At 39.6% G+C, this 15,497-nt stretch carries 16 protein-coding genes and 1 riboswitch; of the genes, 5 read left to right on the top strand and 11 right to left on the bottom strand.

Annotation, left to right across the window (positions count from 1 at the left end):
* Window positions 1-20 precede the first annotated feature (20 nt).
* From ACFVT8_RS22090 to ACFVT8_RS22070, 5 genes are all read left to right on the top strand, one after another.
* Window positions 21-1,190 carry a pyridoxal phosphate-dependent aminotransferase gene (locus ACFVT8_RS22090; RefSeq protein WP_387084049.1) on the top strand — a complete coding sequence of 390 codons (1,170 nt, stop codon included), beginning with the start codon at window positions 21-23 and terminating at the stop codon, window positions 1,188-1,190.
* A 220-nt stretch (window positions 1,191-1,410) separates the two neighbouring features.
* A riboswitch (SAM riboswitch) is annotated at window positions 1,411-1,515 on the top strand.
* A 188-nt stretch (window positions 1,516-1,703) separates the two neighbouring features.
* Window positions 1,704-2,537, top strand: coding sequence for a MetQ/NlpA family ABC transporter substrate-binding protein (locus tag ACFVT8_RS22085; RefSeq protein ID WP_387084051.1), 834 nt, complete (start codon window positions 1,704-1,706; stop codon window positions 2,535-2,537).
* Between the two features lie 105 nt (window positions 2,538-2,642).
* Window positions 2,643-3,668 carry a methionine ABC transporter ATP-binding protein gene (locus ACFVT8_RS22080; protein ID WP_387084053.1) on the top strand — a complete coding sequence of 342 codons (1,026 nt, stop codon included), beginning with the start codon at window positions 2,643-2,645 and terminating at the stop codon, window positions 3,666-3,668.
* Complete coding sequence (locus ACFVT8_RS22075) at window positions 3,661-4,332, top strand: methionine ABC transporter permease (RefSeq protein WP_387084055.1); 672 nt, start codon at window positions 3,661-3,663, stop codon at window positions 4,330-4,332. Before ACFVT8_RS22080 ends, ACFVT8_RS22075 begins: the two co-directional genes overlap by 8 nt.
* 13 nt (window positions 4,333-4,345) lie before the next feature.
* On the top strand, window positions 4,346-5,503 hold the full coding sequence (locus ACFVT8_RS22070) for an alpha-hydroxy acid oxidase (protein ID WP_387084056.1): 1,158 nt from the start codon (window positions 4,346-4,348) through the stop codon (window positions 5,501-5,503).
* A 92-nt stretch (window positions 5,504-5,595) separates the two neighbouring features.
* On the opposite strand, the gene ACFVT8_RS22065 is transcribed toward ACFVT8_RS22070, so the two are convergent.
* The 11 genes from ACFVT8_RS22065 to ACFVT8_RS22015 all read right to left on the bottom strand — a co-directional run bounded on the left by ACFVT8_RS22065 (window position 5,596) and on the right by ACFVT8_RS22015 (window position 15,432).
* Complete coding sequence (locus ACFVT8_RS22065; protein ID WP_387084058.1) at window positions 5,596-5,937, bottom strand: hypothetical protein; 342 nt, start codon at window positions 5,935-5,937, stop codon at window positions 5,596-5,598.
* A 104-nt stretch (window positions 5,938-6,041) separates the two neighbouring features.
* Window positions 6,042-7,241, bottom strand: a complete 1,200-nt coding sequence (locus ACFVT8_RS22060; RefSeq protein ID WP_387084060.1) for a glycine C-acetyltransferase — start codon at window positions 7,239-7,241, stop codon at window positions 6,042-6,044.
* Between the two features lie 58 nt (window positions 7,242-7,299).
* A complete protein-coding gene (locus tag ACFVT8_RS22055) occupies window positions 7,300-8,376 on the bottom strand; it encodes a nucleotide kinase (RefSeq protein WP_387084062.1) in 1,077 nt (358 codons plus the stop codon).
* Window positions 8,377-8,477: 101 nt separating this feature from the next.
* Window positions 8,478-9,113 (bottom strand): YczE/YyaS/YitT family protein, encoded by a 636-nt coding sequence (locus ACFVT8_RS22050; protein WP_387084064.1) that lies wholly within the window; start codon window positions 9,111-9,113, stop codon window positions 8,478-8,480.
* 105 nt (window positions 9,114-9,218) lie between these two features.
* On the bottom strand, window positions 9,219-9,713 hold the full coding sequence (gene ybaK, locus ACFVT8_RS22045; protein ID WP_387084066.1) for a Cys-tRNA(Pro) deacylase: 495 nt from the start codon (window positions 9,711-9,713) through the stop codon (window positions 9,219-9,221).
* 24 nt (window positions 9,714-9,737) lie between these two features.
* Window positions 9,738-10,454 (bottom strand): hypothetical protein, encoded by a 717-nt coding sequence (locus ACFVT8_RS22040; RefSeq protein ID WP_387084068.1) that lies wholly within the window; start codon window positions 10,452-10,454, stop codon window positions 9,738-9,740.
* Window positions 10,455-10,762: 308 nt separating this feature from the next.
* On the bottom strand, window positions 10,763-11,359 hold the full coding sequence (locus ACFVT8_RS22035; RefSeq protein WP_387084069.1) for a VanZ family protein: 597 nt from the start codon (window positions 11,357-11,359) through the stop codon (window positions 10,763-10,765).
* Window positions 11,360-11,570: 211 nt separating this feature from the next.
* Window positions 11,571-13,109, bottom strand: a complete 1,539-nt coding sequence (locus tag ACFVT8_RS22030) for an acyl-CoA carboxylase subunit beta (protein WP_387084071.1) — start codon at window positions 13,107-13,109, stop codon at window positions 11,571-11,573.
* 401 nt (window positions 13,110-13,510) lie between these two features.
* Complete coding sequence (locus ACFVT8_RS22025; RefSeq protein WP_387084073.1) at window positions 13,511-14,293, bottom strand: enoyl-CoA hydratase; 783 nt, start codon at window positions 14,291-14,293, stop codon at window positions 13,511-13,513.
* Window positions 14,290-15,207 (bottom strand): hydroxymethylglutaryl-CoA lyase, encoded by a 918-nt coding sequence (locus ACFVT8_RS22020; RefSeq protein ID WP_387084075.1) that lies wholly within the window; start codon window positions 15,205-15,207, stop codon window positions 14,290-14,292. The genes ACFVT8_RS22025 and ACFVT8_RS22020 overlap by 4 nt, the downstream gene beginning before the upstream one ends.
* A gap of 12 nt (window positions 15,208-15,219) precedes the next feature.
* Complete coding sequence (locus tag ACFVT8_RS22015) at window positions 15,220-15,432, bottom strand: acetyl-CoA carboxylase biotin carboxyl carrier protein subunit (protein WP_031418413.1); 213 nt, start codon at window positions 15,430-15,432, stop codon at window positions 15,220-15,222.
* Window positions 15,433-15,497: the final 65 nt, after the last annotated feature.

The following is a 15,497-nucleotide window of genomic DNA, read 5'->3' as shown; positions in this document are numbered from 1 at the left end:
TCTGAAAAAGGTGAACGCGCATGGAATTCTCAAAAAAACTACAGCAACTCCCAACTCAATTTTTTGCAGCACTTGTACAAAAAGTAAACGCCGCTCTTGCTGAAGGGCGTGATGTTATCAATCTTGGTCAAGGTAATCCAGATCAACCCACTCCCCCTCACATTATTAAAGCATTACAGGAGGCGGCAGAAAATCCTCAAAATCATAAATACTCTCCATTTCGTGGCATAGCTGAATTACGCCAAGCAGCAGCAAGCTTCTACAAACGTGAATTCAATGTTGACATTGATCCTGAAACAGAGGTAGCTATTCTCGGTGGTACGAAAATTGGTCTTGTTGAGCTACCGTTAGCAGTATTAAATCCCGGTGATACAATGTTATTGCCGGATCCCGGATATCCAGATTACTTATCCGGAGTCGTATTAGGTGATGTTAATTTTGAAGTCATGCCACTTTTTGCAGAAAATAATTTCCTGCCTGATTATAATGCTTTATCCGATGCAGTAAAAGAAAAGGCGAAGCTGCTTTACTTGAATTACCCGAATAATCCAACTGGTGGTACTGCAACACTTGAATTTTTCGAGGAAACAGTACGCTTTGCAAAAGAACACAACATTATCGTATCACATGATTTTGCCTACGGGGCAATTGGATTTGACGGCAATAAACCTATCAGCTTCTTGCAAGCGGACGGTGCGAAAGATGTCGGTATCGAAATGTATACATTATCCAAAACATATAATATGGCGGGCTGGCGTATTGGTTTTGCAGTTGGTAACCCTGATATTGTTGCAGCCATTAACCTTATTCAAGATCATCTATTTTGTAGTCAATTCCCGGCAGTGCAACAAGCCGCGGCAGTTGCGCTTACTGCTTCTCAAAGTTGCGCGGATGAGCTAAGAGCGACTTATGAGCGTCGACGAAATGTCCTGATTGAAGAAGCTCAGCGAATTGGCTGGCAAGTAACAGCTCCGAAAGGCTCTTTCTTTGCATGGCTCCCTGTTCCGTTAGGTTTTACGAGTGAACAATTTGCCGATTTATTACTTGACAAAGCTGATATCGCAGTTGCTGCAGGCAATGGCTTCGGTCAATATGGTGAAGGCTATGTGCGGGTTGGTTTACTTGTTAGCGAAGACCGTTTACGCGAAGCGATTAGCAGAATTGAAAAATTAAACTTATTTAGCTCATGAACATCTCAATCCCCCTACCTGAGTAGATTAAACTGCTCAAACTTGCTATGGGAACAGTTTTTTATTTCACACTCTTTTTTGGTTGCTCTAACCCTTCTTCTAACGGATTCTATCGCGACTAAATATTATAATAAAATAAAAAATTTTAAAAATTCGATTGACTTACTATATCCTATAATTTATATTAGTTCTATCGGATTTACAAAAAAATATTATAAATCTCTTATCAAGAGTAGCTGAGGGACTGGCCCTATGAAGCTCGGCAACCTCCTTTTTTAAGGAAGGTGCTAAATCCTGCAAACGACCATCGTTTGAAAGATAAGAGAGGACACTTTTTCATGAGCCTCTCTTAATTTTTTTAAGAGAGTTTTTTTTATTTTCATTTACATGAAGATAAAAGCCTCCGGCATTTTGAATTGTGCTAGCACAATTCAAAATCCGTACGGCAATTACGCCAAGGCGAAATTGTTTTTTTATACAAACCGATAAAACACAACTTTGGAGGTATGTTTCATGAAAAAGAAAAACAAATTTTTATTAGGTTTAGCGGGTCTCACATTGGTAGCAGCATTAGTAGGCTGCGGTACTAAAGAAGATAGTAAAGATAGTCAAAGTAAGGCTATTAATGAACATAAAATTGTAGTAGGTGTAACTTCTGGTCCACACGAGCAAATTGCAGAGGTTGCAGCAAAAGTTGCCAAAGAAAAGGGCTTAGAGGTAGAAGTAAAATCTTTCTCTGATTATGTTTTACCAAATACATCGTTAGCCGAGGGTGATCTTGATGTAAACAGCTATCAACACAAGCCATTCCTCGATGCCTTTAACAAAGATCACAATACAGATTTAGTGCCAGTTGGAAAAACAATTTTAACTCCTATGGGCATATACTCTGAGAAATACAAATCATTCGGTGACGTTCCTGATGGTGCAACATTCGGATTACCAAATGATCCAACAAACGGAGCACGTGCCCTATTTGTCCTTCAAGAGGCGGGCTATATTAAATTAAAAGACGGAGCAGATTTAACAGCATCTATCCGCGATGTGGAAGAAAACAAAAAGAATTTGAAATTCATTGAATTAGAGGCTGCACAAATTCCAAAACAACTTAGTGAAGTAGATGTAGCAGCTATTAATACGAACTTCGCACTTGATGCTGGCATTAACCCTAAAAAAGACGCCATTCTTTTAGAATCTACAGACTCTCCATATGTAAATTACATTGCTGTACGTGCTGAAAACAAGGACGACCCAACTATTAAGAAATTCGTTGAAGCTTATCAATCTGATGAAGTACGCAAATTTATTGAAGAGGAATTCAAAGGTTCTATAATTCCAAGCTGGTAAGTAACGATTAAGAACCTTTCATAAAATCGAGAATCTGCGAGACTCCTACAGGAAAGCTAGCAGATTCTTGCTTTATAGAAGGACTTAGAAAGGAGATATCACAGTATGATTCAATTAGAAAATATAACAAAAGAATTTAAAACTAAAAAAGGTATCGTCAAAGCAGTAGATGGTATTAACTTACATGTCAAAAAAGGTGAAATTCATGGGGTTATCGGCTATAGTGGTGCAGGAAAAAGTACCCTTATTCGCTGTGTCAATTTATTAGAGCGTCCAACAACAGGAAAGGTATTAATCGATCATGTAGATATTACTTCCCTTTCTCTAAACGACCTTCGCAAAACCCGCCAAAAAATCGGGATGATCTTCCAGCATTTTAACCTCTTAAAAACAGCGACTGTGTACAACAATATATCGGTACCATTAAAGCTCCTTGGCTATAACGACTCCGAAGTGAAAAAACGCGTTGCAAAATATGCAGAAATTGTTGGCCTAACAGAGAAATTAGATAGTTATCCTAGCCAGCTTTCAGGTGGTCAAAAACAACGTGTCGCTATTGCACGTGCCCTTGCCCAAGAGCCTGAGATTTTGCTCAGTGATGAAGCAACAAGTGCACTCGACCCTGAAACAACTGACGCTATTCTTGAGCTTCTCTTGAAGATTAATCGTGAGCTAGGCATCACTATTTTACTCATTACACATGAAATGAATGTTATTCAAAAAATTTGCGATGATGTATCTGTTCTTGAATCAGGGAAGGTTGTGGAATATGGCTCTGCTATAGAACTATTTTCGAAGCCTCAGCATCCAACGACCCGAAAGTTTTTAAATACCATTTCTCAACGTAATTTATCGCCTTCCCTTATCGAGCAATTAAATGTTTCGGGGAGTGTTATTCGTTTAACATTCCTTGGTGAAAGTACTGGGAAACCATTACTTGCAGAAGTGAGCAAAGTGTATGATGTTCAACCAAATATTTTAACAGCCAATATCATTGAATTAAAAAACGGCATTGTTGGTAATATTGTCGTGCATCTACACGGTGAGTCACATATCGTTGAAAAAGCACTTAAGTATTTTACAGAAAACGGGGTAAGCGTTGAGGAATTAGGAGGCGAATTAAATGAATAGCATTCAAAGCTTCTTTGCAGATTGGTCAGATGTTATTTGGAAATCTATTATCGAAACCTTTCAAATGGTCGGGATTTCATTGTTTTTCTCTATTTTAATAGGGATCCCATTAGGGCTTTTAATCGTTTTAACTCGTCCGGGGCAATCGTTTGAAAATAAATTTCTCTATCAATTTTTCAATTTATTTATTAATATTATCCGCTCTGTACCATTCATTATTTTACTATTCTTCATTTTACCGTTTACGAAGCTAATCGTCGGCACAACTATTGGTGTAAAAGGTGTTATCGTGCCGCTTGTTGTCTATACAGCGCCTTATATTGCGCGACTTATGGAAACTGCACTTTTAGAAGTTGATCCAGGTGTTGTGGAAGCTTATACAGCAATGGGTATTAAACGTCGTCATATTATTTGGAATGTCTTACTACGTGAGGCACGCCCATCCATTATTTTAGGTTTAACGATTGCCACAATCGGTCTTATCGGAGCAACAGCAATGGCAGGAATGGTTGGTGCCGGTGGTTTAGGTGATCTCGCATACCGTTATGGACATTTACGCTATGAGGTCGATGTGATGTATGCGACAGTGTTTATCTTAATCATTCTTGTTCAGAGTATTCAATCAATAGGTAACCGCGTTGCTGCGAAACTAAAGAAAGATTAGTAGGAGGATTACGATGACAAAGAAAACAGATGGCGATCTACTATTAAAAAATATTAATGCACAAGCCCCCTTCCCTATTTGCTTTGCAGATTTAGAAAAGGCAGTTGCAGAAAAAATGGAAGCTGGTCCGTTTGGTTACATCCGTTCAGGTGCTGGTGGTGAGCAAACATTACGAAATAACCGTGCAGCCTTTGAAAAATACTCTATTGTTCCACGCTTTTTACAAGATGTTTCAAGTATTGATACATCGATTGAACTGTTCGGAAAAGCTCATCCAACTCCGTTCTTATTTGCTCCAGTTGGCATGAACAAAATGGCGCATGACGATGGAGAGCTTGCCGTTGCACGCGCAGCTGATCAGTTAAAAATCCCTTATATTCAAAGTACAGTTTCAAGCTATGCACTCGAGGATGTGGCACAAACAGCTCCCACCGCTACTAAGTGGTTTCAATTATATTGGTCAACAAATGAGGAAATTGCCTATAGCATGGCCGCTCGAGCTGAGGCTGCTGGTTTTGAGGCTATTGTTTTAACTGTAGATACAGTCATGCTTGGCTGGCGTGAAGAAGATGTGCGCAATCAATTTTCACCATTAAAGCTTGGGTATGCACGAGGAAACTATATGAATGACCCTGTTTTTACTGCTTCCTTACCAGATGATTCATTTGAGTCATATGTACAGGGCGTTTTGCAAAATGTTTTCCATCCAACGTTAAATTGGGACAATGTACGTGAATTAAAGCGCCGTTCAAATCTCCCTATTTTACTGAAGGGAATCTTACATCCTGAGGACGCAAAATTAGCTATAGAAAACGGCATTGACGGTATTATCGTATCAAACCATGGTGGCCGCCAACTGGATGGCGTAATTGCTTCACTTGATGCACTTCCTAGCATTGTGAAAGCTGTAAAAGGACAAATTCCTGTTATTTTAGATAGCGGTGTATATCGTGGTATGGATGCTCTTAAGGCACTTGCTTTAGGAGCAGATGCTGTTGCCATTGGTCGTCCTTTCGTCTACGGACTTGCATTAGAAGGTCAGCAAGGAGTCGAAAAAGTAATGACGAATTTATATGATGAATTAAAAGTTTCTATCGCATTAGCGGGGGCAATATCTATAAAGGGACTACGTGATATCACATTGGTGAAAAAAGATGGAGCCTATAATTAATGAATTAATACTGGTGAACGTATCGAACAGCTAAACGCAGCGAAAGTCATACATTCAAATAAAGCAGTCCTGCATTTCGGGGTGGCGATCCGTCACTCCGACTGTTTTATTCGGCATTTCGAGGCGGGGCTTTCCGTCGTTATAGACATTCTATCCGTCGCTTTGGCGGGGCGATCCGTCACTTTGGCGGTTCTTTCCATCACTTTGACTCTTCTTTCCATCACTCTATCGGGGCTATCCACGATTTTGGCTGCTCTATCCACGACTTTGACGTTTCTATCCGTCGCTTTGACTCTTCTTTCCATCACTCTGTCGGGGCTATCCATGATTTTGGCTGCTCTATCCACGACTTTGATGTTTCTATCCGTCACCTTGGCTCTTTTATCCATCGCTTCGTTGGTTCTTTCCGTCACTTTGACGTTTCTTTCCGTCACTTTGACTCTTCTATCCGCAGCCCTGCCTTCTTTCCATCACTTCTACCTTCCTATCCGTCTAAATCTCAAAAAGGGCTACCTCGCTATTGAGGTAGCCCAATTTTTTATTGAATAACGCCTAGTTCACGACCTACTTTTTCATAGATTGCTAGAGCGTCGTCCAGCATTTCTTTTGTATGTGCCGCAGTAGGCATGTTACGAACACGTCCAGTACCTTTTGGAACCGTTGGGAAAACGATTGATTTAGCGTAAACGCCCTCTTCAAATAGGCGACGTGAAAATTCCTGTGTAAGCTTTTCATCACCAATAATACATGGTGTAATTGGCGTTTCTGATTCGCCTATATTAAAGCCTAACTTAGCAAGACCGGCTTTTAGATAATCACCATTTTCCCATAGCTTATCGTGAAGCTCTGTTGAGTCAATCAGCATTTGTACTGCAGCTGTAATCGCAGCAACATCACCTGGTGGTAATGCTGTTGAGAATAAAAATGGACGAGAACGCACTTTCAGCCAGTCAATTAAATTTTTCTTACCAGCTACATATCCACCAACAACACCAATTGCTTTAGAAAGTGTACCAATTTGGAAGTCGATTTCTTTTTCTAAACCGAAATGCTTCACAGTACCCTTTCCTTTACCCGTTACGCCTGAACCGTGCGCATCATCGACATATGTTATTAAATCAAACTCTTTCGCAATCTCAACGATTTCTGGTAATTTTGCAATATCACCGTCCATTGAGAATACACCATCAGTAATGACCATGACTTTATTGTATAAGCCTGATTCTTTTGCTTCCTTCGCCTTCGCACGTAAATCATCCATATCTGAGTGATTATAGGCAATGATTTTTGCACGTGATAAACGGCAACCATCAATAATCGATGCATGGTTTAGTTGGTCTGAAAGAATCGCATCATTTTTATCCATAACAGCTGAAATAGCTGCCATATTACAGTTAAAACCTGATTGGTAAGAGATAGCCGCTTCTGTTCCTTTAAATTCAGCAAGCTTTTCCTCTAATTTTACGTGTAGATCAAGTGTGCCATTAATCGTACGGACTGCTCCAGCCCCCACACCGTATTTCTCAATTGTTTCTTTAGCAATACGCTTTAATTCTTCATTCGTTGCTAAGCCAAGATAGTTGTTTGAGGATAGATTAATTAGATTTTTGCCACGTACCTGAATAATTGGGCCGTTTGCTCCCTCTACTGGATCAATTTCATTGTATAGGCCTTGATCGTGTAAGGCTTTTAGGTTTTCATCTAAAAATGCATTCAATACTTTTGACAAGCGTATCATCCTTCCCTGGGAACACTATTCTAGTTACTAGTGTAGCACAAGGATGCTATTAGAAAAATTACTTTGTTAATCTTTCGAATAGTGGGGCAGTTTTTTCTCGCCAGAGAGATGACGATATACAATTATCTAATAATCGACGGACCGTATATTCCGCTTCCGCATAACGCTTCGAATAACCCATTGCATCCTGCATCGCCTCTTTATACTTTGCCCGAATATCTTCAATTTGAACTCCTGCTTCCTGTGAAATTGCGCAATGTTGCCCTATATCGAAAATTTCATCCCCTAGTCTTCCGTCCTGAGGCTCAAAGATATGAGGCTCTGTACTATCAAAGATACAGAAATTCAATTCTGGGATAATAACCATATCAACAGAGTTTGAATCCAAGCCACACCAAATAATTTGCGCATCGAGCCCTCTCGAATTTGCTTCGTCTGCTAAACCTTTCATTAAAGAAGATTTACCTGTACCTGGCTTTCCTTTGATCATCAATCTTCGAGATACATTTTTTGTTATGCTATCTACTGTATTTTCTGCCCCTCTCGGTGTCAATGTTCCGAGTAAGCGATGCGTGCGTATTCCTGTTTTATTTAAGACGATCGATTGGAAAACATCTGTTTTCAAATTTTCAACCTGGTCATTTAATGCCTGCCAGTTCATACAGCCCTGTGTGACTACTTCCCAATCATCATGGATTTTTATAGCACTATTCAGCTTCGAAATACACTTCTCACGCCAAGACTCTCGTTCCGTCATTGCATCAGCGAGCTGTTCGCCAACCCTTTCAAGCTGGATTTCTTCTAAGCAATCATAAAATGACATCACCCGATGCTTTGTGCCAAGGAAAATCGGTTCAATCCCCCACCCCGATGACCATACAAATAATCGATTACATCCTTGAACATACACCGCCTCAACAATATCCTCCAGCAAAGCATGCTTAAACCACTCCACAGCAAAGCCTTGCTTCACATAAAAATACCCAAGCTCTTTAAGAAGTTCTGATCCTTTAAACGTAGGTGCACCCTGTAAAATATAAACTAATTCAGCCTCATCCATCATTTCTTCATATAAATGTTTAACTCCTTGCCCAGTCAGTGCGTGTCCATAATAATAGGTCACATTTCCGTTCAATTTTCGATCCCCCTTTATCTTATGCCCTGCATTATATGAAGGGACCTTAAAAAAAATGAAGAGCTACTTTTATTTTTTACAAATAAAAGTAGCTTCTTATTTTAATAGAATGGCTTCATGTCCTCTATATCGCCGATACACTTCATTAATACCTTTCGACAATAAGGTAACGAATATTGCACAATATAGCCTGATGTTAAAGCAATGACCACAGTACCAACGCCAACAGGACCTCCGAGTAACCAGCCAAGAATTGTTACAAGCACCTCGATACCCATTCGTGCTGTTTTAATCGTTCCGCCAAATTTTTCAACAAGAATCATCATTAATGTATCTCGTGGCCCTGCCCCCATATTCGGTGCAATATACATACCACAGCCAAAGCTTAAAACAATTAAACCTACCACAAAATAAGTTATTTGTAAGCCATAAATATTTGTTGACGGCAATAGCCAATTAAAAGCATCTATAAAAGATCCGATAAGTAGCATATTGAGCCATGTCCCGATTTTTGGCCATTCTCGTAAAACAATTGAGGTTGAAACAACAATTAATAGCCCTGTTAAAATAGACCAAGTACCAATTGATAAACCTAAATTCTGAAATAAACCCACATGCAACACATCCCAAGGGCTCGTTCCTACGATTTTCCCTTTAATGGACATTGTAATTCCAAGTGACATCACTATTAAGCCACCAATAAAAAACGTCCAACGCCACCCCGTAATTTTCCTCATTCCATCCTTCTCCCGATGTATAATATTGCTCTAACAGTACCTTATTTTCTATAAAAATCCTACTCTTACTTCCTGACAACCTAAATAAAAAAACTACCCAGTTTATCATCCTTGGGTAGTGGTAATTGGTGCAAGCTTTGCCTTTGTCACAGCGACTAAATCATCTAGCTGAACGTGGATTTGCATGCCGATTTTTCCGGCACTCACAATAATTTTTCCTTGCTCTTGAGCCGACGCGTCGATGACAGTTGGATAAAGCTTCTTCATGCCGACTGGAGAGCATCCGCCTCGTACATAGCCTGTATAGCCGAGCAACTCCTTGACAGGGAGCATGTCGATTTTCTTCTCTCCTACAACCTTTGCAGCAGCTTTTAAATCAAGCTCATCTGCTACAGGAATAACAAATACAAAAAGCTTTTGTGCACTTGCCTTCGCTACTAATGTTTTGAAAACACGGGAAACTGGATGACCAATTTTTTCGGCAACTGAAATTCCGTCAACTTGGCCGTCGCCAGTCTCATATTCAATTACTTCGAACTGTATTTTTTGTTGCTCCAATAATCTTATAGCATTCGTTTTCGCATGTTTTGCCTTAGCCATGTATAAAAACTCCTATCTGCAGCATTAGGCTATCATGGAGAACATAGGGTCATTTCCTGGTCGATAGCCGTCTTTCGCCATTTGAATATGAGTGGCATATTTTTCAGAAGCGTATTTAAATGTTCGCGCCTTATATGCCTCCGCATAACTCTTACCGAAAATTGTATCCGCAAATGGATTTAATTTCAATTCCTTCGAAAAACGTTCTGGAACTTTAACTTCAATTACTTCACGTACAAAGGCAGGCTCATCTAGTTCACTTTCATATAGCTCTTGACCATTTAATTGTGCTTGCATTCTTTGTATTTGAGCATTTGCACTTACCGCTACACGTAGATCTTGTGGTGATGGCTGCGCGGGTGTTAGCGCTGTATTCCTCACCTGATCTAAAATTTGTAACGTCTCCTCATCTACATGCTCTAGCTGGGAATTCTCAAGAGTTTCAGGATTTTGCAATTGCTCATGAGCAAGCGCATTCTTTTTCGTTTTTTGCAAATCTTGAATGATTGCTTGTTGTTGAGGCGTGACTTCTTTGGATTCCTCTTTTTGTTGCTCATAGAGTTCTTGATCTGTATGCCCTAAAAGTAAATTTTCTAGCTCAAGCAATAACGGATTTTTCTTTGGCTGAAAATACAGTGAGTTTTTTCGATATGCATCACCCGCTTGTTTTCGCTGTAAAATCTTTTTACGATTATACTGTGATGAAATTCTTTCTTGTTCTATTAAACTTGATAGTTTCATATAGATTCACCTCGGCTTTCTTATTTAATATGCAAGTTAAATAATAGATATGATAATTTCTTCTCTGAAATAGTTTCTGTACCCTAATTATCGGAATTTTCATTATTAAATTCAAGAGGTAAATCAATACTAAGCTCCTAATCGAATAATCCATTTTCGACGAATCAGGCATTAAGACCTATACCAGAATTTGTTTTTTCGTTCATTTATTACTGTAATATTTAATTTCAATAAAAATTATTACTATTATCACTTTATAAATGGTGTTAATTCACCACTAAAAAACAGCCCTTTGGCAAGGACTGTTTCTATCTATCTTTTTTAGGTTTAATAAGTATACTTTTATAAGCTAAGTAACCAAGCCATGCTCCGAGTGTATTTAAAATTAAATCATCTACATCTGCTGACCCAACTGTAAAAATAAATTGGATAGTTTCTACCGCTAAGCTAGAGAAAAAACCTGCACAAATAACTGTCCTAGCTTTACGAAACTTTTTCGATAATAATGGAAGTAAAAAGCCCATTGGGGTAAATATTAATAAATTGCCGAGTAAATTAACGATAATGATATCAAAATTAAAATACTGAGAGTAATTTATATAGCGAAGGATTGTATCAAAGGGCACAAAATTTGTAGTTAATCGCCAGTCACTATAATCAAACAACCCTAATTCATCAAAAGAATATTCGTCTTTAATTAAAATAATGACTACATTGACTAGACGATCAATGACCAGTTTATAAAAAGCTATAATGGAGTAAATACAAAAAAATATCCAACCTGTTATTTTGATTGGTAAATAATATGTATCTATTAATGAACGATAAGGTAATGGTAGTTTGGCATTACCTTGTATATTATTTTTTGTCATGCCTACACCACCTACTTCCCTGTATCCTTTCACAATTTTAATATGCCCCACCGCACCATGCAAGTGGTAATAATAAGATGGGGAAAGCGTTTTAAAGCATACCAGCACATTAGGAGTACTTTGTCCCCCTATACTATACGTATGTCCAGGTTCAATTAGAAAAGAGATAAACAAACAAATTTTAATAAAAAATTGATAACAAAAAAGCTGCCTCAATTAAACTGAGACAGCTTTATTTCAAACTTTATACTGGATTTACCCCATGCTTTCGTTCTGAGAATAATAAATATTTCGACATATAGAGCTCTAAACGTGATTCAAGTGCTTTTCTTAAATCATTTGGCTCAATAACATCGTCAATGATCATCTCTGAAGCTAGACGATAGACATCGATTTCCTCTTGATATTCTTTACGTTTCTCTGCAATAAAGTTTGCCTGTTCCTCTTTTGGGAGTTCAGCAATTTTATTTGCGTATACTGCGTTGACCGCAGCTTCTGGGCCCATTACAGCAATTTGCGCGTTGGATAGCGCAATACAGCAGTCTGGCTCAAAAGCAGGACCTGCCATCGCATACAGCCCTGCACCATATGCCTTACGAACAATGACTGTTAATTTAGGAACGGTCGCCTCGCTCATGGCAAAAATCATTTTCGCACCATGGCGTATAATCCCAGCTTTTTCAACTTGCGTACCAATCATAAAGCCTGGTACGTCTGCAAGGAAAAGAAGCGGAATATTAAACGCATCACAAAGTGAAATGAACTTTGCCGCTTTATCAGCTGAATCGTGGAACAAAACGCCCCCCTTTACGCGCGGTTGATTGGCGATAATTCCAACGGGTTGCCCATTAATGCGTCCAAGTCCTGTAATTAATTCTGAAGCGAATAATTTCTTTACTTCACAAAACGAATCTTCATCAATAATACGTTCAATTAACTTATACATATCAAAAGGTACGTTTTGATTTTTTGGTATTAGTTCCTCAATCGATTTCTCAAATGCCGCTGGTGATTTTGGAGCCTCTACCTTACTGCGCTCTGCATAGTTGTTTGGGAAATAGCTTAAATATTTACGAGCATAGGAAATCGCTTCCTGTTCCGTTTTAGCAAGCACATCTCCGCAACCAGAAACAGAACAATGCATTTTTGCTCCACCCATTGTTTCCAAATCTACCTTCTCGCCTATTACCATTTCTGCCATACGTGGGGATCCTAAATACATCGATGCATTGCCCTCTACCATCACTACAATATCGCAGAACGCAGGGATATATGCACCTCCTGCTGCCGAAGGTCCAAACAGTAAGCATATTTGAGGAATTTTACCTGAAAGCTTTACCTGATTATAAAAAATACGTCCTGCTCCTCTTCGTCCAGGGAACATTTCTAATTGATCTGTAATACGCGCACCTGCTGAATCGACTAGATACAGTAATGGGCAATTTAGCTTTTCTGCTGTTTCTTGAATACGAATCATTTTTTCTACTGTACGTTTCCCCCAAGAGCCAGCTTTAATCGTCGAATCGTTTGCTAAAACACAAACAGTACGGCCATGGATTTTACCGATTCCTGTTACAACGCCATCTGCCGGTAAGTCACCCGCTAGGCAGTTCGCGTACAAACCATCCTCTGATTGCAGCCCATCATCTAATAATAATTCGAGTCGTTCACGTACAAATAGCTTTCCTTGTTGTGCATTTTTATCGTGATATTTTGGCAGACCACCTGCTAAAATTTGTTCCTTCATTGTTTTAGTCGTATTTTCTGTCGGTACATTGCTCATTTTAAATTCCTCCTTTTGCCCAATCGGTTACGCCTTAGCATAATTGCGATAGCACTTCGAATAACTTCTTCCTTACATTACAATAATCTGTTCATCACCATAGTGTGGGGTTGATTTCCGTTCTGGTTGGGCGCTTTTTTGCTGACGCTTCGCTTTCGCGCAGAGCTTCCTGGGGGCGTCCGATGAGCAGCTTGGGCCAACACGCTGTTGGTCACGAAGGCGTTATCACAGGACGTGATGCTTTTAGCCTTCGTTCCTCTATATCGCTGATCCCCCAACCCAATCAACTTATACATGTGGCATACTTTTAAAAAATATAGCCCCAAATTTTGATGATGTGCTTGGATTTTATTTTTGTAGAATCCTACTTTAAAACCATTCAAAATCCTTCATCAGAGCCTTTATTTCCCTGAGTATTGCGGTGTTCGCTTTTCCTGGAAAGCTAGTAAGCCCTCTAATCGATCTTCTGTAGGAATCAGAGCATTATATGCAAGTGATTCGATTTTTAAACCAGTAGCTAAATCTACTTCAACACCTTGATTCATTGCGATTTTCGCTTGTACTAAAGAAAGCGGAGCATTTTTTGCCATTTCGAGCGCAAGCTGCTGAGCCTTTTCAAGTACTTCATGTCCCTCGTGAACATACTCTACAATACCGTAGCTTCTTGCTTCCTCTGCATTTAATCGACGTGCTGTATAAATTAATTCCTTCGCCTTTCCAATGCCAATTAGTCGCGGAAGTCGTTGTGTGCCTCCTGCCCCTGGGATGATGCCGAGAGAGGTTTCTGTAAGGCCTATCTTTGTATGTGCAGCTGCAATACGTAAATCACAGGCTAACGCAAGTTCGAGCCCTCCACCAAAAGCAACACCATTTAATACAGCGATAACTGGTTGCGCGAGTGCCTCTACTTTCGCTACTGTTGCTCCGATTAACTGCACAATCTGCTTTACTTGTCGGTCCAGCATCCCTTTACGCTCTTTTAAATCTGCTCCTGCGCAAAATGCTTTTTCCCCTGCTCCTGTTAGTAGGACGACTCGCACTGCTGGATCACCATTTATGTTGTCGAGTGTCGTGCTCAATTCTTGGAGTAATTGTACAGACATTGCATTCGCAGCTTCAGGTCTGGAAAGTGTAATAAGCCCAATGCAACCATCTAATAATTCAAAACGAACGAGTTGCGTCATAATTGACTCGTACTCCTTTCATTACGGGCAATCGCCATTTGTTTAGAGGCAACTGCCTTCCCTAGTTTCTGTTCAATAAATAGCGCCGCCTCTAGCACTTTATTCAGTTCTACACCCGTGTTAATACCCATTCCATCTAATAAATACAATAAATCTTCCGTGGCTACATTACCTGATGCTCCTTTGGCGTATGGACATCCTCCAAGCCCACCAAGTGCGCTATCAAACTTCGTAATTCCCATTTCTAAAGATTGAACAATATTCGCTAGTGCCGTGCCACGTGTATCATGAAAATGCATCGCAAAATTTTCAGCAGGGTATCTTTTTAACAATTCTTCTAAAAGACTTTCCACCTGCGTCGGTACACCAATACCAATCGTGTCACCAAGCGAAATTTCATCGACACCCATTTCTAATAATTTTTCTGTTACTCGCAAAACCTTTTCTGGTTGTATGTAGCCTTCATATGGACACCCAATCACCGTTGAGATATAGCCTCGGACATTTTTATGTGCTGCCTTTGCCCCTATAACTACTTCCTCTAATATCGGAAATGTTTCATTAATCGCTTTATTTATATTGCTTTGATTGTGGCTTTCACTTGCCGACATAAAAACGCTCACTTCATCTACTTCAGCCTGCAATGCACGTTCTAAGCCACGCATATTAGGTACTAGTGCCGCATACGTAATATTTGTTTGGCGTTTAATCGCTTGAAGTACCTCCACTGCATCTGCCAGCTGCGGAATCCACTTAGGATGCACAAAAGACGTTACCTCGATATAATTTAATCCAGTTTGGCTAAGTAAATTCACTAGCTGTACTTTATCGACTGTTGCAAGATGTATTTTCTCATTTTGCAAACCGTCACGAGGACCTACTTCCTTTAACGTTACATGCTTTGGTAGCTGCATAAAGAAGCCTCCTTATTCGATTTCTAAAATATCATCGTCAACGTTTATGAAATCCCCTTCGTTCGCAATGATTTTTGTGACTACGCCATCTTCTTCAGCGGCAATAGGAATCTCCATTTTCATCGACTCTAAAATTGCAACATCTTGTCCTGCTGTCACTTTCTCGCCCTCTGCTACAACGATTTTCCATACTGTTCCTGCCATGCTCGCTTTAACTGTTGCCATTGTAAATCCCTCCAAGTGTTTGAATGTACGGTTAACGCATTCGCACTAATATTTAAGTGCGAATG

The sequence above is a fragment of the Lysinibacillus sp. NPDC058147 genome (assembly GCF_042884205.1).
Lineage (GTDB): Bacteria > Bacillota > Bacilli > Bacillales_A > Planococcaceae > Lysinibacillus.
This window is presented reverse-complemented; position numbering and strand designations above follow the sequence as displayed.